Below are 15,417 nucleotides of genomic sequence, written 5' to 3'. Positions count from 1 at the left end.
GGTTGGAACGCTCTCGCGGTACATTGCATACAGTCGACGAATACTGTATGAAGCTTGTTATCCCGCATCCGATGGGTGGTGTCCAGGGGGCGTGCGGCACTTTTCAGTCATCGGAGTTCGGCCTCTCGATGACTTGGCGACGACTTCCGATGACTTCGCAGACAGGAGCCGAGATGGACCTGTACGAACACCAGGCAAGGGAACTCTTCGAGGATCACGGCATCGTGGTGCCGAGGGCCGAGGTCACGGACTCGCCCAAGGAAGCGCGTGAGATCGCCCGCAGGCTCGGCGGCCGCGTCGTCGTCAAGGCGCAGGTCAAGACCGGCGGGCGCGGCAAGGCCGGCGGGGTGAAGTTCGCGGCCGACCCGGCCGCCACCGAGCTGACGGTGCGCCAGATCCTCGGCATGGACATCAAGGGCCACACCGTCGGCAAGGTGATGCTGGCCCAGCCCGTGGACGTGGAGAGCGAGTTCTACGTCTCCTACGTCCTCGATCGCGCGGCGGGTCGCTTCCTCGCGATCGCCTCCGCGGAGGGCGGCATGGAGATCGAGGAAGTCGCCGCGAACCGGCCGGAGGCCGTGGCACGCATCCCCGTCGACCCGGCCGAGGGCGTCACCTCCGCGAAGGCGGCCGAGATCGCCGCGGCGGCCGGTCTGCCGCCGCAGACCGTCGACGTCCTCGTACGGCTCTGGCAGGTACTGGTCCGCGAGGACGCCCTCCTGGTCGAGGTCAACCCCCTCGTCCGCACGCAACAGGGCTGGATCGTCGCGCTCGACGGCAAGGTCACCCTCGACGACAACGCCCGTTTCCGGCAGACCCGTTGGGGTGCCGAGGATGCCGAGTACGACGACCCGCTGGAGGCCGTGGCCGCTGCGCGCGGCCTCAACTACGTCAAGCTGGACGGCGAGGTCGGCATCATCGGCAACGGCGCCGGCCTGGTCATGTCGACGCTCGACGTGGTCGCCGGCTGCGGCGCCCGCCCCGCCAACTTCCTCGACATCGGCGGCGGGGCATCGGCCCAGGTCATGGCCGACGGGCTGTCCGTCATCCTCTCCGACCCGGCCGTGAAGTCCGTCTTCGTCAACGTCTTCGGCGGGATCACCGCCTGCGACGCGGTCGCCGAGGGCATCGTGCAGGCCCTGGACACCGTCCAGTTGACCAGGCCGCTGGTCGTGCGCCTCGACGGCAACAACGCGGCCCGCGGCCGCGCGATCCTCGACGAGCGCGCGCACCCCCTGGTCCAGCAGGCCACCACCATGGACGGCGCCGCCGGCCGTGCCGCCCAACTCGCCCACGCAGCCTGAGGAGACGGGACATGGCGATCTACCTCACCAAGGAGAGCAAAGTCCTCGTCCAGGGCATGACCGGCGGCGAGGGCATGAAGCACACCCGCCGCATGCTCGCGGCCGGCACGAACGTCGTCGCCGGAGTCAACCCGCGCAAGGCGGGCCGCACCGTCGACTTCGACGACCGTGCCGTCCCGGTCCACGGATCGGTCCGCGAGGCCATGGAGGCCACCGGCGCGGACGTGAGCGTGGTCTTCGTGCCCCCGGCCTTCGTCAGGGCGGCGGTGATCGAGGCCGCCGACGCCGGCATCGGCCTCGCGGTCGTCATCACCGAGGGCATCCCCGTCCACGACTCCGTCGCCTTCACGGCTTACGCGAAGTCGAAGGGCACCCGGATCATCGGCCCCAACTGCCCCGGCCTGATCACCCCGGGCCAGTCCAACGCGGGCATCATCCCGGCCGACATCACCAAGCCCGGCCGCATCGGCCTGGTGTCGAAGTCCGGCACGCTCACCTACCAACTCATGTACGAGCTGCGCGACATCGGCTTCTCGACGTGCGTCGGCATCGGCGGCGACCCGGTCGTCGGCACCACGCACATCGACTGCCTGGCCGCCTTCCAGGACGACCCCGACACCGACCTGATCGTCCTCATCGGCGAGATCGGCGGCGACGCCGAGGAACGCGCGGCCGCCTACATCCGCGAGCACGTCACCAAGCCGGTCGTCGGCTACATCGCGGGCTTCACGGCACCCGAGGGGAAGACGATGGGGCACGCGGGCGCCATCGTCTCCGGCTCGTCCGGCACGGCACAGGCGAAGAAGAAGGCACTGGAGGCGGCCGGGGTCAGGGTGGGAAGCACACCGACCGAGACGGCGCAACAGGTGCTCGCCCTGCTGGCAGCGGAGGGTGACGTCGTTCATAGTTGACGTGAGGTGACTGTCGCGCGTCATTACGCGTCGGTAGCTTCCTTCGTACGACCCTCCACGGCGACCGCCGCGACGTCCAGCACCCTTCACCGCACCTTCGCGAACCCTCTCACGACCTCCGGCTCACGGCACTGCGAGCCGTGAGCCGGACGGGGGCCACGCACCTCCCGCCCACCCGTTGCCCACCACCACCCTTTCAGGGAGGGCCCTACGGGCCCTTTTCTCTCGACTGTGCACCGAGAGCGGAGCTCTTCAATGGCACCCAGCCTCACCCTCAAATCCGGCACGTCCTGGACCGACGCTTGGCAGCGCTGCCTTGCCGTGGCCCCCGAGGCGTTCCGGGACGACCGCGTCCTCAACCTCTGGAACGCCGCCTGGCGGGCCGACGGCCGGGCGCTGCCCGCCACCAGCCCGGTCGACGGCAGCCCGATCGCGGGCCCGCCCCGCCTCGACCGGGCAACCGCCCACCAGGCCGTACGGGCCTCGCTCGACCAGCACCGCGCCTGGCGGCACGTCCCGCTCGACGAGCGCCGGGCCCGGGTCGCGGCCACCCTCGACGCCCTCACCGAACACCGCGAACTCCTCGCCCTGCTGCTCGTCTGGGAGATCGGCAAGCCGTGGCGGCTCGCGCAGGCGGACGTCGACCGGGCCATCGACGGCGTGCGCTGGTACGTCGACGGCATCGAACCGATGGTGGCCGGCCGGGCCCCGCTGGACGGCCCGGTGTCGAACATCGCGAGCTGGAACTATCCCATGAGCGTGCTCGTTCACGCATTGCTGGTACAGGCACTGGCAGGCAACGCGGTCATCGCCAAGACCCCGACCGACGGCGGTGTCGCCTGCCTCACTCTGGCCTGCGCGCTCGCCGCCCGCGAGGGCATCCCCGTCACCCTCGTCAGCGGCAGCGGAGGCGAACTGTCGGAGGCGCTGGTGCGGGCGCCCGAGATCGGCTGCGTCTCCTTCGTCGGCGGCCGGGACACCGGCGCCGCGGTCGCCACGGCCGTCGCCGACCTCGGCAAGAGGCACGTACTGGAACAGGAGGGCCTGAACACCTGGGGCATCTGGAACTACTCGGACTGGGACTCACTCACCGCAGTCGTCCCGAAACTCTTCGACTACGGCAAACAGCGCTGCACGGCCTACCCGCGCTTCGTCGTCCAGCGTGAACTGTTCGACGCGTTCCTGGCGGCGTACCTCCCGGCGGTGCGCACCCTCCGGGTCGGCCACCCGCTGGCGGTGGAGAAGGGTGACGACCCATACCCGCAGCTGGACTTCGGCCCAGTGATCAACGCGGCCAAGGCCAAGGATCTCCAGGACCAGGTCGCCGAGGCCATCGACCGGGGCGCCGTCCCGCTGCACAGGGGCGGCCTGTCCGACGCCCGCTTCCTGCCCGGCCAGGACACGTCTGCCTACGTCCAACCGGTCACGCTCCTCAACCCGCCTCGCTCCTCCCCCCTGCACCACGCCGAACCCTTCGGCCCGGTCGACACGATCGTCCTGGTCGACACGGAGGCGGAGCTGCTCGCCGCCATGAACGCGTCCAACGGCGCCCTGGTGGCCACCCTCTCCACGGACGACAAGGCCACCTTCGACCGCCTCGCCCCGCAGATCCGCGCCTTCAAGATCGGCCACGGCAAGCCCCGCTCCCGCGGCGACCGCGACGAGCTCTTCGGCGGCTTCGGCGCATCCTGGCGCGGTGCCTTCGTCGGCGGCGAACTGCTGGTGCGGGCGGTGACACAGGGGCCGACGGGGGAGCGGCTGCCGGGGAACTTTCCGGAGTACCAGCTGATGCCGTGACGGCAGGCCGCGTGCGATGACGCCCGACCGCGCGCCGTGACATCCGGCGGTGCGGCACCCGCTCCATGGGTGCCGCACCACGACACTCTCGCAGAGTGATGAGCATGTCACTGTTCGTGTAGGAGGTCGGTCCGGGCGCCGCGCCGCCCCGATCCCGGCGTTCACGGTACGGATACGCAGGTGAAAGGCACTCCGAAACCTTGGTATTGTTGTTCCTGCCGCCGCGGGGAAGCCCCCCGGCCAGGCGGCAGACACCTAGTCCGGGTGGCGGAATGGCAGACGCGCTAGCTTGAGGTGCTAGTGCCCTTTATCGGGCGTGGGGGTTCAAGTCCCCCCTCGGACACTCCTTATAGCGATACGGAAGCGAGGGCCTCGACCTGACGGTCGCGGTCCTCGTTGCGTTGTCGTAGGTGATCCTGATGCCCCAGAGGCTAGAAGAGGTGCACTCGTCCGGCTGTGACACCAGAGCGGTGGTGTCCGCAGCCGGTGTGTCGGCGGGCGCGGCGTCGGATGTGGGCTGGCCCGGCTTCTTGGTGGTGGGGGGCACGCCGGGAGTGGGGCCAGGGCCGGTGTGTGTGGCGCGCCAGAGGTCGGGGCGGCGGCTGGGGCCGTTCGGGATGCCCCGTTCACGGTGGGCGAGTCCCCGCTTTTGGAGGGAGGCGAGGGCCTTGAAGCTGCTGGAACAGGCAGTTTCCGTGGCCTGGGCGATGTCGGCGACGGGGGCCGGATCTGTGAAGGCCACCAGTTGCGTGTAGACGTGGATGACAGCCGGGGACAGCCCCGTCAACTCGTTGGTCATCGTCGTGCCGGACATGGAGAGAGCCTTGCTTCCCAGAGGGCGTAAACAGTGAGGTCCCCGGACCGCTGGTGTCGCCGGCGCGTGCGCACCGCGGTGTTCCGGGCTGACAGAGCTGACGCCGTGCGGGATCGCGTGGTCCGCACGGCGGTCGGTCGCGACCATGGACGCTCGGAAGCACACATGAAGTCAAGCGCTGGTCAGCCGATCGGTGATGTCGCGGGTTGAAATGACTGGCGGGGGGAGCGTGCTGACTCTGTCCACGGGCGTGTGCGGCGTTGTTTTCCTGCTCAGCCATTGCAACCTGCCCTCATGTCGCGGGCGGCATCCGCATCTCGGGACCTACGAGCCGAACGGCTGCGCACAGGAGCCCGTCCTGATGGTGGCGGGCGCCTCCAACCAATGGTTCCCGCTCACCCTCAGCGCGCTGGCCCTGCCCAAGGCGCAGGGCGGAGACATCGACAAGCTCCTCGACGACCACTGGCCCGACCTCGAACTCATCGAGGACCGGACCCAGTTCGACTTCATGGCGCGCATGCCCAAGTTCGCCTTCCTCAACGACTTCGACGCCGGCGCGGTGGTCGCGGCCATCGCAGAGCGCAAACAGGGGACGGCCGGACCGGCCCCCTCCGCGCCCGACGTCCAAGCCGACCTCTTCGGACCGGAATGGGACGCGCTCTCCGGACCCGTCCCCGCTCCCAGCGACGACTTCGCGCTGCGGCAGGTCCCGGTGCCGGCCCGCCTGAGCGAGCTATTCGCCGACGTCAGGCAGGTCGAGCGGCTGCGCGAGGCACGGGCGCTGATCGGTTTCACCCGGCTCGACGCACCCGACCCGGAATCCCCGGAGATCGCCACGCGCGTCGATCTGTCCCGCGGAGCCCGGAACTGGGTGCCGGCGAGTGAGGTGCGCGGCGAGGGTGTCTTCCTGCGCGTACGGGACGGTCTGATGGCGGAGTGGGTCGTCCGCATGGAGAAGTCCGCGCAGATGGAGGCACACAGAGAGGCCTACGCACGATTTCGGGCGAACCGGAAGTCGGACCGCAAGACGAGTGGCTTCGACCCCTACTACGGCTGGCCCGGAGCACGGTACATCGCCCTGCACACCCTGTCCCACCTGCTGATCCGCACCATCGCCCTGGAATGCGGGTACAACTCCGCCTCGCTCGCCGAGCGAATATACGTGGGAGACGAGCAGAACCCGAGGACGGGCATCCTCATCTACACCGCGGTTCCGGACTCCGAGGGCACCCTGGGCGGTCTGGTCTCCCTCGCCGAGGAACGCGAGTTCGACCGGATCGTGCGCCGGGCCCTGACCGACGCCGGTCACTGCTCGGCCGATCCGCTCTGCGCCGAGCGCCTGCCGCACGACCCGGCCGACTTCCTCCACGGAGCCGCGTGCCACGTCTGTCTGTTCGTGTCGGAAACGACGTGCGAACGCGGCAACCGGTTCCTAGACCGTCGGTTCCTCGTCCCGCTGGCTGGGGACAAGGAACCGGTGCTGACGCCGGTCGGCCTGCTGCCGTGAGCCGACCCGCTTTCGAGGCCGCTGCCGAGGCCGCCGTCGCGGCCCTCGGCCTCTCCCGCAGCAAGGACCTCGTCGGGCTGCTCGCCCAGGCACGCTCCAGGGAACGAATACTGACCGCACTGGCGGCACCAGCGGTCGGCGAGGCCGTAACGCGACTGTGCGACGCGATCGAGTCGGAGTCGGTGCCGCCGACCGAGGCGGCTGCCTATCTGCGCGGCTACGTCGCCGCCCGGCAGAAGGCCCGGGACACGGTCCGGGTCCGCACGGTGTGGAGTGGTCCCTCCACACCCGCCGTACCCGTCCGGGCCACCGCCCAGGTGCTCATCGAGGTCATCAGTGCGGCCCAGCACGAACTGCTGGCCATGACGTACGCGGCTCGTCCCTACCCGGCCCTGGCACAGGCTCTGACCGAGGCCCTGGACAAAGGCGTGCAGACGCACGTCGTGGTCGAGACCTTGGCCGGCGCCGGCGGACTCCTCTCGGGGAAGGAACCCGCCGACGCGTTCGCGTCGGTGCCCGGAGTGAAGTTGTGGACCTGGGCCAGGGACCCGGCCCGACAGGCGCGCTCTCGTCAACACGCCAAACTCGCCGTTGCCGATCGCCACACACTCTTCCTCGGTAGCGCCAATCTGACCGAGTCCGCCGCTCGGCGCAACATCGAGGCCGGTGTGCTGATCACCGGCGGGGAAGCACCGCGACGTGCAGCCGAACACATCCTGGAGTTGCAACGCCTGGGCGTGCTGAGGCCTCTTCGGCACTGATCGGCCTAGTTGTAAGCCTGGATGTCGGCGTCGATGGTGGTGACGGTGGTGCGGGCGAGCGCGGCACCGAGGTCCTGTGAGCAGGGCTTTCTGCCACAACCGCACGCCTTGGCGGCGACCCACGGTCGTGGGGCCCGTGTAGGTGCCGTGCGCTGCGAGTGCGGCGGGCTCTCGCAACAGGCGGATGAGATCGGTGCTGGGTGGTCGTCGGCGGGGATCGTGCTGCAATGCGGCCATTACGGCAGGCATGAGAGCGGGAGGCAGTCCCACCAGATTGGGCGGTGTGTGCTGGATGCGGTAGGCCAGTGCTTCGGCGGGGCCGGTACCGAACGGGTGACGGCCCGAAGCCGCGGACGCGACCACAAGTCCCCAAGCGAACACGTCAGCCGGCGCATCCGAACTCCCAGTGGCAAGCTGCTCGGGCGCCAGGTATCCGGGGGTGCCCAGCCGCCAGCCCGTTCGGGTCACCGCGGCCTCGTCGGCCAACTGCGCGATACCGAAGTCGATGAGCTTCGGCCCTTCGGCAGCCAGGAGGACGTTCGATGGCTTCAGGGCGCGGTGGATGATTCCGGCGGCATGGATCACCTCCAGTGCACGTGCCAGCGCTTCCGCGAGGTCAATGGCCTCTTCCAGAGGCAGCGGACCGCTGCTCAGGCGCTCGGCGAGCGAGCCACCTGGAACATACTCCGTGACGAGGTACGGGGTCTCTCCCTCCTCCGAGACCTTGATCATCTCGACGACGTGCGGGCTGCTGACTGCGGCAAGTGCACGAGCCTCACGATGAAAACGCTCGCGGAAAGCGGCGTCGTCCGCGTACTCGGAACGCATGATTTTCACGGCGGCTTGCCGACCGGCGTGGTCCTCACCCAGATAGACCACGCCCATACCGCCGGACCCCAACCGACCCAGCAGCCGAAAACCTTCGCACTCTCGCGGATCCGATCTTCCCAGCTCTTGCACTTCCCACCCCCAATGACCGCCGCACCTCAGGCCACGGCACTCCCCGACACATCATGACGCAAGCAACGGCACACAGGGCCCTTTCCCGGCGTCCGGTGTAGGCGCCCTCAAGGCGAGGGAAGTTCAGGGCGGCGAATACGAGGCGGGTCGGGCTGAGAGTCGATGACCAGGTGGCAGAGCGGTCGAAGCGACGGCGCCGTGTTGTGTGTCTGCTGTTGCAGCCAGGTGGAGCTGTGACGGCATCGGGGTCCGGCGGCGCCCCAGACCCTCACACGGGCGAGCAGATCCAGTGTGGTCGGCCAGCCCTCGGTGGGGCTGAGGTGCAGGATGATGCGCGGTGGGTGGGACTGCGGGCACGTCGACCGCGGCCAAATGCCCGCTCACGTCCTGACCGTCGATCACGCTGGCGTATGAGCGTCCGTCGAACGTGAGCTGGAACCAGTTCGGCGTTTTCACCGGCGGAGCCTTGAGCCACAAGCGCCCCGGTCACGGCCTGTGAGAGAACTCACGAGCAACTCGCGCGTCTTTGCTTCCCTTTTGCGTCCTCGCGGTCGTGAAGGAAGACATGAGAGCTAGGGTCGAACATCCGGGCAGTCAACGGAGGGGGAAACGCCAAGTCATGGGTGACAGCGGCAAGATACTCGACATCAAGATCGCTGACCTCAAGGCGACCGCGCCGCACTTCCACGATGAAAGTGTTGCCCTTGCACACGCCCTGACCAAGCTGAAGCACGGCTTGGAGGCAGCCGGGGCGCCGTGGGGTGACGACGAGCAGGGCCAGAAGTTCCACAAGGTGTACGGCCCGCACGTGAAGAAGATCGAGGACGCCACCAAGATCCTCGTCGACGGTCTGGCCAGCATCCGCGAGGCCATGGTGGACATGGCGGATGGCCACATCGACAACGACGAGCTGGTCCGCAGCATGTTCAGCCGGATCCACGTCGACCACGGCGGTGAGGGCGCGCACCGGTGAGCACTGCGGACAAGGCCCGCAAGATCGTCCAGGACATGACCGGCATGTGGTGGCCGGCTGCGGACGAGGGCGGCCTGCGGCATGCCGCGAAGACGTGGCGGGACTTCGCCGACGACGTGGAGAAGGTCACGTCGGGTGCCAACAGGGCGGCCCGCACCATCATCGAGCACAACAAGGGCGAGGCCATCTCGGCCTTCGACGACCCGTACTGGCGTCGCTACTACTACGACGGGCGCGGCTGGCTGAAGGACCTGGCCGATGCCGCCCGTGCCATGGCCAAGGCGCTGGACGGGTACGCGGACTTCATCCACGGGGTGAAGAAGAGGCTGGAGCACGAGCTGGAGATCGCCGGTGCGACGCTCCTGGTCGGCGGGGCCCTGTCCATCGTCACCTTCAGCCTTTCCGCGGACGCCGCCGCGGCGGTGGCCGCCGGGATCGCGGACCTCGCCGCCAGCCTGGGTGTCGCGGTGACGGAGGAGATCGCGACCATCGCGGCCACGACGCTGGCGTCGGCGGCGTTCGCCGGCGTCGAATCGATCACCGTGAACCTCGCCCTGACCCAGCCGATGTCCATCGCGCTCGGCGAGCAGAAGGGCGGACTCAGTCTGGCTGAGGCCCGCCAGGCGGGCGTGGACGGCGCCCTCCTCGGCGGCCTCCTCGGAGGAGCTGGGTCGACGGCGCAGGCCGTACGGAATGCCGGAGGCATCACCGAACTGCTGGGCGGGGTCCGCATGTCCGGCCTGGGGCCCGCACTCGCGGTGCCTGAGGGAGCATCTCCCGGTCTCGATGACCTGAGCCTCCTCATCAAGGGCGACGGCGAACCCAACGCCTGGCCGCGCAGCAAGCGCAGGGGGCGGCTGAACCCCAGGTACCGGGCAGATGTGGCCGGTGACGAGGGACAGAACGGCGCGCACACTCTGGCCAAGCACGCGAACGTCACCTCGCGGGAGTTGCGTGCACGACTGCGGGCAGAGCCTGAGAGGGACCGGGTCTCCCGGTACGTTGACGAAACCTCCGCGCAAAAGTACACCGGACGGTGTGGTGCTCCAGCGCCAGAAGGAAATCGAAGCCTGGCTCGCCAAGAACAAGGCCCGGAAGCTTGAGCTCGAAGCACATTTCGACGAGAACACCGGGTTGAGTCTGTCCCGGGAGAACTTTCGCAACGGATTGCCGCCGGAGTGGGTCAAGGGTGCCAGAGTGATCCTCAAGCGCGACCCATCAGCCGCAATGGGCTACCGCGTACTGACGTCCTATCCCGTCCCCTAACACCAGAACAGGTTCGACAGCACCATGACACCGGTGGATGACCGTTTCCAGGAGCTGCGTCAGCTCCTCCAGGCGTACGAGCAGCCGGGTTACACCTTCGACGACACGCTCGAAGCCCCGGGAACGGCGCTGAGCGCTTACCTTCGGGTGGCCGCCTTCGCTCCGGAGCGCGCGGCGGCGGCCGTGCGGGAGATCCAGGACCTCCTGGCCGTGGGCCTGTTCAGTGACGAGATCGCTGAGGACGTTGAGTTGCTGCCCCACATCCGTCCGCCACGAGGTGTAAGCGTCGAGGACTGCCTTGGGGTCATCCAGACGCATCTTGAGAGTTTCCTGGCGGCTCCACCACCGCCCCGGTCCACGGTTCGACCCAAGATCGCCTGGGAATGGAGGAAACGGTTCCCGGCGCTGGCTCACTTCCTCGGCGCCTACTTCTACCAGGACAGCCTCATGGTGGAGTACTCCTCACATGCCGAGGCAGTCGACGACTACCTCTCCGGCGAACCGCAGGAGGATGTCGAAAAGACCGCGGCGGAAATCGGCGAGTTCCTGACGCTCAACCCGTCAGACGAGGAACTGGACGAGGCAGCGACCACACTCGGCCTCTACGAGCCTCCGCCGGCAGGTGTTTCTCTCCGCCAGTGGCTCATGGACGTCAGGGACATCATCGTTCACCGCTATCCCCACGACTGAGTCACCTATGGCGTGTCGGCCCAGCCCGCCGTTGCTCTCCGTGCTCAGACCCTTCCGTTCGCGACCCCGCCCACCAGCGCCCCCACCGCCGCCCGTGAGAACACCAGCGGACGGAGACCGATGTCCTTGGAGTCGCGCACCGCGACACGGTCCCCCAGTTCCGCGATCTCCACGCAGTCGTTCGCACCCCCGCTGTATGAGCTCTTGCGCCACTGCGCGTCGGTGAGGTCGGCGTCGGGCGACGGGACGGTCGTGCGGGACGTGCTCACTGGTCGAGCTCCTTGCTGATCTGGGCGATGCGGGTACGAGTCTCCGACGGGTCGAGGGCAGTGGCCCTCAGCTGGTCGAAGATGTCCGTGTAGTCGTCCACGTCCTCCAGGGACTCGAGATACACGGAATTCTTGGGGTTCTCCAGCCACACCAGGTTCGGCGTGGGGTCCGGGAAGGTCAGGATGACGAAGGGGCCGTACAGCCCGGGATGCGCCCCGAGCGAGAAGGGCAGCAGCTGCACGGTGACGTTCGGCAGCTCGCTCGCCTCCACCAGCTTCCGCATCTGGTCGCGCATCACCGCGCCGGAGCGGATCGTTCTGCGTAGCACGGCTTCGTCGAGGATCGCCCAGAGCCTTGCGGACGCCTCACCGCCCAGGCGGCTGGTCTGGCGCTCCATGCGGACCCTGACCAGGGACTCGACCTGCGGCGGGGACAGGTCCTTCCTCATCTGGGAGATCACCGCACGGGCGTAGTCCTCGGTCTGGAGAAGTCCCGGCACGAGCATCGGCTGGTAGTTGGCGAGGTGCGTCGCGCCGGCCTCCAGCGCGAGGTACCCGTCGTAGCGGGTCGGGGTGAGCACCGTCGAGTACTTCCGCCACCAGGGCTTCTGCTGCTCCTTGTCCGCCCGTACGAGATCCAGCACGTCGGCGCGCCGGTCCTCGTCCTTGACGCCGTACAGGTCCAGCAGCGCCCGGACGAGGATCGGTGTCGTACCGCGTTCGCCGTTCTCGATCCGGCTCAGTGACCCCTGGTTGACTTCCAGTTGATCGGCGACCTCGGTGAGGGTGAGCCCGGTCGCGTCGCGCAGCTCCTTCAGCCGTGCCGCGAGCTGTCGCCGGTACACGGATTGCGGGACCAGGCTTCTCTTCAAGGCCATGCCGGAAGTCTCTCCGTATCGGCGACGCCTCTACAACCCATACGGGTCAACTTCTTAAGACATATTGCCTAGTTGGTGGTTGCGTCGGCATGCTGTCAGGAGTCATGGCGCGCGTCCGTAGGGGCGTGTGCAACAGTCGACCGATGGGCGACGCATCGCCACCACCCGGCTATCCGGCACGCGCCTCCGCGTCGGTCCCGCACGCCGCACCGGGAGGGTGGCCCATGCCACGGACAACGCTGCTCCGGCAGTTGCTCCAGCAACGGCACCTGACGACGCACGAGGCTTTCGCCGCCCAGTACGAGCGGGCCGCCGCCCAGCTGGCGGAGCTTGACCGTGACCCCCGCCTGGCGTCCCTCCAGGTCTTTCCACGCCAGTTCGACCGCTGGTACGGCGGGGAGTTACTGACTCTGCCCCGCCCGGACGCCTGCCGGGTGCTGGAGCACATGCTGGGCAGACCAGTGTCCGAGCTGTTCTCCACGGCGTACGACAGCGACTCCCCGCACGACCGCTCCGGTGACCTGCCCACACGCCGACAAGCCCCGAGTTCGCCTCCGCTGCGCGAGGACGACGAGAACCCGCTGGACATTGAGACCCGGATCCGGCAGCTGACGGCCAGCAACGCCGACGACGCGACGCTCGATTTCCTCGGCTCCTCCCTGGAGGGCATCACCAGCCGGTACGAACAGGACGGGCCGTACGTCCTCCGCCGCCAGCCCCGTCAGGCTCGGCAGCTCGCCCACACGCTCCTCGACGGTCGCCAGCCCCCTCGTGCGCGCCGGGAGCTCTTTCGCCTTGCCGCCCGCGCCTCCGGCCTGCTCGGCTACATGGCGGTGAACACGGGCGACTTCGCGCTCTCGGAGGCGTACTGCACCGAAGCCCGAGACCTCAGCCGTGAGATCGGCGACCTGGACACCGAGCTCTGGGCGTGCGGCACCCTCTCCTTCAGCCTTTACTACGCCGGCCGGTACGACGAGGCGGACGCCTGCGCCGCCGCGGCCACCGAGCGGGCGCCACGCCACGCCCAGTCCATCCGCCTGCTCGCCAACGGCCGGGCCCGGGCCCTCGGCAAGACCGGCGACCGGCGCGCTGTCGAACAGGTCCTCGGACAGGCACTCCGTCTCTCCGACCTCCACGAGGTACCGGTCGGGCTGACCTCCTGCATCTCCTTCGAGCCGTACGGATGGGCCCGCATGCCGGCCAACGCCGTCACGTCACACGTGGCGCTGCGCAACACGGCCCAGGTACTGCGCGACGCCGAGCACATCGACGATCTGGTGGAGCACTCGAGCTCCTCCTGGAGCCGTTCGCTCGTACGTCTCGACGTCGCCACCGCCCTGCTGCAGCAGCGCACACCCGACATCGACCAGGCGATGGCGCTGGGCCACGAGGCCCTGTACCTGTGCGGAGAGACTCCGATCAGCTCCGTCTACCAACGCTCGCGCGACCTGCACGAACAGGCCGGGCCGTGGCGTGATCACCCGGCGGTACACGATTATGGCGACGAGTTCCGGACCTGGAGCTCGCAGCCAGCGGCCCTGGCCATGACGTCATCCGCGTCGTAGGCGCCGCCGGGTGGCGTCGTACTCCGGGGCCGTGTGAAGCCGATGGAGTACGTTCGGGTGTCCCTGCTCAGTGCCGACCCCGCCGCGTTCCCCGCCGAGCCCCCCGCCGACACGCACGACCCGGCGGTCACCGCGGCCCACGACTGGGCGGCTTTCAGCGCACTCGACGAGATGACCGACCACTGGGCGCGCCCCGGCTGGTCGGACGGCAGCCGGGCGTACTACTGGATGCTGACCTTCCCGGACGACAAGCGGCTCGTGGATCTCGCCGGGCACTGCCAGGAGGAGCTGGCGCCCCTCGGCCTAGACCCGGTGCCGACGGACGGGCTGCACATCACCCTCGCCCGAGTGGGAACGCCGGACGTCGTCACCCCCAGCCAACTCGACAGCCTGGCGCGGGACGCCGAGGCGCTGCTGCCCTCCGCGTTCTCCGTACGCGCCATGCCGCTGGCCGGCTCCCGAGGCGCCGTCCGCCTGTCCCTCGGCCCCTGGGAACCCCTGCTCCGGCTGCACCACGCGCTGGCCAAGGCAGGGAGCAGCGTCGGTCTGGCCCCGAAGAAGCCGACGTCCGCCTTCCGACCGCACCTGAGCCTCGCGTACAACAACCGCCGGCGCCCCGCTGCCCCGGTCGTGGAGACGGTGTCAGCGCTCCGCGTTCTCCCGGCCTTCGAACTCTCCGTAAGTGCTGTTCAGTTGGTGGAGCTCCGCCGTGAGGGGCGGACGTACCGCTGGGACGTACGGAAGAACGTCCCGCTCGGATAGCCCACCGGCGCCCAGGGCGAGAACCACGACCACTTCCTTGCCGATCGCGGTCGGCCGGACCGACCACCCGGAGGCCAACTCCCGGACGAGCAGTAGTCCCAGGCCACTGTCCGCCAGCTCATCCAGTGACATTCCTGCGGACCGTGCCCTGACCCTGGACACATCCCGTCCCGCATCGTGGACCCGCAGCACCGCGGCGTCCCGGTAGACCTCCACGCACATGCAGTCCGGACCGCTGGCTGTGCCTGAGCGCGTTGCCCACGAGCTCGGAGGCGACCAGAACGGCGTCGTCGACCCGCTCCGGCAGGGCACGTCCCTCGAGGGCCTCGCGTACACGCCTGCGCGCGAGGCCCGAAGGCTCAGCGCAGTCGGTCAACTTCACCCAATGACGCCGTACTGGTGTCCGCCTGCAGAGGTGCTCTTCGTCCACCGCGTCCATCGTCGCTTCTCGTTTCCGGTAGGCACTGGACCGATCAGCCTCGCCACGCGTGAGGCGCGGCGGTACGCCGCGCCTCCGCCTCTTCGCGCGCCGCCGGACGGCGAACGAACGACGTGCTGACGGCGTACCGCCGCCGACCGCCCCCGGCGAGGCTCCTCGTCGAGACCCGCATCAGCTTCCCTCCCGTGCTGGACGCCGTCAAAGGTTCCGTCCGGGCGGCCTTTTTCCCCCTGAACTCCTCGCACAGGCCCTGCGCTTCCTCATAGTCGACCTCCCCAACATGCTCATCCGCGACCGGCCCCCAAGAACCGCACCCCGCAAGACCAAGCGCCCCCACCTCAGCTACCAAACGCGCAGCTCAACCGACCCCGGAACCCGACTCGTCACCCGCACCATCGTGCTCCACCAACTGAAACCCCACAGCATCTAAGACCGTGTCCTATGTGGTGAGGCGGAGCAGTCGCTTGTAGCAGCACAGGGCTGCGGCGAGTCCGAGAAAGGCCAGGTAGTTGCGGGGGTCG

The 15,417-nt window shown here is 68.8% G+C and carries 14 protein-coding genes, 1 tRNA gene and 1 pseudogene; 12 read left to right on the top strand and 4 right to left on the bottom strand.

Annotation, left to right across the window (positions count from 1 at the left end; all coding sequences use genetic code 11):
* The first annotated feature begins 173 nt into the window (after nucleotides 1-173).
* The 4 genes from sucC to ABZV31_RS03725 all read left to right on the top strand — a co-directional run bounded on the left by sucC (nucleotide 174) and on the right by ABZV31_RS03725 (nucleotide 4,355).
* Nucleotides 174-1,304 carry an ADP-forming succinate--CoA ligase subunit beta gene (gene sucC, locus ABZV31_RS03740; RefSeq protein ID WP_355887659.1) on the top strand — a complete coding sequence of 377 codons (1,131 nt, stop codon included), beginning with the start codon at nucleotides 174-176 and terminating at the stop codon, nucleotides 1,302-1,304.
* Nucleotides 1,305-1,315: 11 nt separating this feature from the next.
* Nucleotides 1,316-2,215: a succinate--CoA ligase subunit alpha gene (gene sucD / locus ABZV31_RS03735; protein WP_355887656.1), complete on the top strand. Its 900-nt coding sequence runs from the start codon at nucleotides 1,316-1,318 to the stop codon at nucleotides 2,213-2,215.
* A 255-nt stretch (nucleotides 2,216-2,470) separates the two neighbouring features.
* Nucleotides 2,471-4,012, top strand: a complete 1,542-nt coding sequence (locus tag ABZV31_RS03730; RefSeq protein ID WP_355887653.1) for an aldehyde dehydrogenase family protein — start codon at nucleotides 2,471-2,473, stop codon at nucleotides 4,010-4,012.
* 258 nt (nucleotides 4,013-4,270) lie between these two features.
* Nucleotides 4,271-4,355: transfer RNA gene (locus ABZV31_RS03725), tRNA-Leu, on the top strand.
* Here ABZV31_RS03725 and ABZV31_RS03720 read toward each other — a convergent pair.
* Entirely contained in the window at nucleotides 4,320-4,826 is a 507-nt protein-coding gene (locus ABZV31_RS03720) for a hypothetical protein (RefSeq protein ID WP_355887651.1), read from the bottom strand. The two genes, ABZV31_RS03725 and ABZV31_RS03720, sit on opposite strands and share 36 nt — an antisense overlap.
* 196 nt (nucleotides 4,827-5,022) lie before the next feature.
* Between ABZV31_RS03720 and ABZV31_RS03715 the strand changes: the two genes are divergently transcribed.
* Nucleotides 5,023-6,333, top strand: coding sequence for a DUF1998 domain-containing protein (locus ABZV31_RS03715; RefSeq protein ID WP_355887649.1), 1,311 nt, complete (start codon nucleotides 5,023-5,025; stop codon nucleotides 6,331-6,333).
* Nucleotides 6,330-7,094, top strand: coding sequence for a DISARM system phospholipase D-like protein DrmC (gene drmC, locus ABZV31_RS03710; RefSeq protein WP_355887646.1), 765 nt, complete (start codon nucleotides 6,330-6,332; stop codon nucleotides 7,092-7,094). The genes ABZV31_RS03715 and drmC overlap by 4 nt, the downstream gene beginning before the upstream one ends.
* Nucleotides 7,095-7,334: 240 nt before the next feature.
* Here drmC and ABZV31_RS03705 read toward each other — a convergent pair.
* A pseudogene (locus ABZV31_RS03705) lies at nucleotides 7,335-7,979 on the bottom strand (serine/threonine-protein kinase); the annotation flags it as partial.
* 694 nt (nucleotides 7,980-8,673) lie between these two features.
* On the opposite strand from ABZV31_RS03705, the gene ABZV31_RS03700 reads away from it, so the two are divergent.
* The 4 genes from ABZV31_RS03700 to ABZV31_RS03685 are packed head-to-tail and all read left to right on the top strand — an operon-like array spanning nucleotide 8,674 to nucleotide 10,983.
* Nucleotides 8,674-9,027, top strand: a complete 354-nt coding sequence (locus ABZV31_RS03700) for a hypothetical protein (protein ID WP_355887643.1) — start codon at nucleotides 8,674-8,676, stop codon at nucleotides 9,025-9,027.
* A complete protein-coding gene (locus ABZV31_RS03695) occupies nucleotides 9,024-10,130 on the top strand; it encodes an RNase A-like domain-containing protein (protein ID WP_355887640.1) in 1,107 nt (368 codons plus the stop codon). The genes ABZV31_RS03700 and ABZV31_RS03695 overlap by 4 nt, the downstream gene beginning before the upstream one ends.
* Nucleotides 10,066-10,293: an RNase A-like domain-containing protein gene (locus ABZV31_RS03690; RefSeq protein WP_355887637.1), complete on the top strand. Its 228-nt coding sequence runs from the start codon at nucleotides 10,066-10,068 to the stop codon at nucleotides 10,291-10,293. Before ABZV31_RS03695 ends, ABZV31_RS03690 begins: the two co-directional genes overlap by 65 nt.
* 24 nt (nucleotides 10,294-10,317) lie before the next feature.
* Nucleotides 10,318-10,983 (top strand): contact-dependent growth inhibition system immunity protein, encoded by a 666-nt coding sequence (locus tag ABZV31_RS03685; RefSeq protein WP_355887635.1) that lies wholly within the window; start codon nucleotides 10,318-10,320, stop codon nucleotides 10,981-10,983.
* 44 nt (nucleotides 10,984-11,027) lie between these two features.
* Here the strand turns inward: ABZV31_RS03685 and ABZV31_RS03680 are convergent, their stop codons facing one another.
* Nucleotides 11,028-11,252, bottom strand: coding sequence for a DUF397 domain-containing protein (locus tag ABZV31_RS03680; RefSeq protein ID WP_355887634.1), 225 nt, complete (start codon nucleotides 11,250-11,252; stop codon nucleotides 11,028-11,030).
* A complete protein-coding gene (locus ABZV31_RS03675) occupies nucleotides 11,249-12,130 on the bottom strand; it encodes a helix-turn-helix transcriptional regulator (protein WP_355887631.1) in 882 nt (293 codons plus the stop codon). Before ABZV31_RS03675 ends, ABZV31_RS03680 begins: the two co-directional genes overlap by 4 nt.
* Before the next feature lie 224 nt (nucleotides 12,131-12,354).
* On the opposite strand from ABZV31_RS03675, the gene ABZV31_RS03670 reads away from it, so the two are divergent.
* Together ABZV31_RS03670 and ABZV31_RS03665 are read left to right on the top strand one after the other, a co-directional pair.
* Complete coding sequence (locus ABZV31_RS03670; RefSeq protein ID WP_355887628.1) at nucleotides 12,355-13,695, top strand: hypothetical protein; 1,341 nt, start codon at nucleotides 12,355-12,357, stop codon at nucleotides 13,693-13,695.
* Between the two features lie 57 nt (nucleotides 13,696-13,752).
* Nucleotides 13,753-14,457 (top strand): 2'-5' RNA ligase family protein, encoded by a 705-nt coding sequence (locus tag ABZV31_RS03665; protein ID WP_355887625.1) that lies wholly within the window; start codon nucleotides 13,753-13,755, stop codon nucleotides 14,455-14,457.
* Nucleotides 14,458-15,417 lie beyond the last annotated feature (960 nt).

Source organism: Streptomyces sp. NPDC005202 (genome assembly GCF_040608235.1).
Taxonomy (GTDB): Bacteria; Actinomycetota; Actinomycetes; order Streptomycetales; family Streptomycetaceae; genus Streptomyces.
This window is presented reverse-complemented; position numbering and strand designations above follow the sequence as displayed.

Coding starts and splice junctions, on each gene's coding strand:
- sucC (WP_355887659.1), top strand. CDS start 174: ATGGACCTGTACGAACACCAGGCAAGGGAACTCTTCGAGGATCACGGC.
- sucD (WP_355887656.1), top strand. CDS start 1,316: ATGGCGATCTACCTCACCAAGGAGAGCAAAGTCCTCGTCCAGGGCATG.
- ABZV31_RS03730 (WP_355887653.1), top strand. CDS start 2,471: ATGGCACCCAGCCTCACCCTCAAATCCGGCACGTCCTGGACCGACGCT.
- ABZV31_RS03720 (WP_355887651.1), bottom strand. CDS start 4,826: ATGTCCGGCACGACGATGACCAACGAGTTGACGGGGCTGTCCCCGGCT.
- ABZV31_RS03715 (WP_355887649.1), top strand. CDS start 5,023: ATGTCGCGGGTTGAAATGACTGGCGGGGGGAGCGTGCTGACTCTGTCC.
- ABZV31_RS03700 (WP_355887643.1), top strand. CDS start 8,674: ATGGGTGACAGCGGCAAGATACTCGACATCAAGATCGCTGACCTCAAG.
- ABZV31_RS03685 (WP_355887635.1), top strand. CDS start 10,318: ATGACACCGGTGGATGACCGTTTCCAGGAGCTGCGTCAGCTCCTCCAG.
- ABZV31_RS03675 (WP_355887631.1), bottom strand. CDS start 12,130: ATGGCCTTGAAGAGAAGCCTGGTCCCGCAATCCGTGTACCGGCGACAG.
- ABZV31_RS03670 (WP_355887628.1), top strand. CDS start 12,355: ATGCCACGGACAACGCTGCTCCGGCAGTTGCTCCAGCAACGGCACCTG.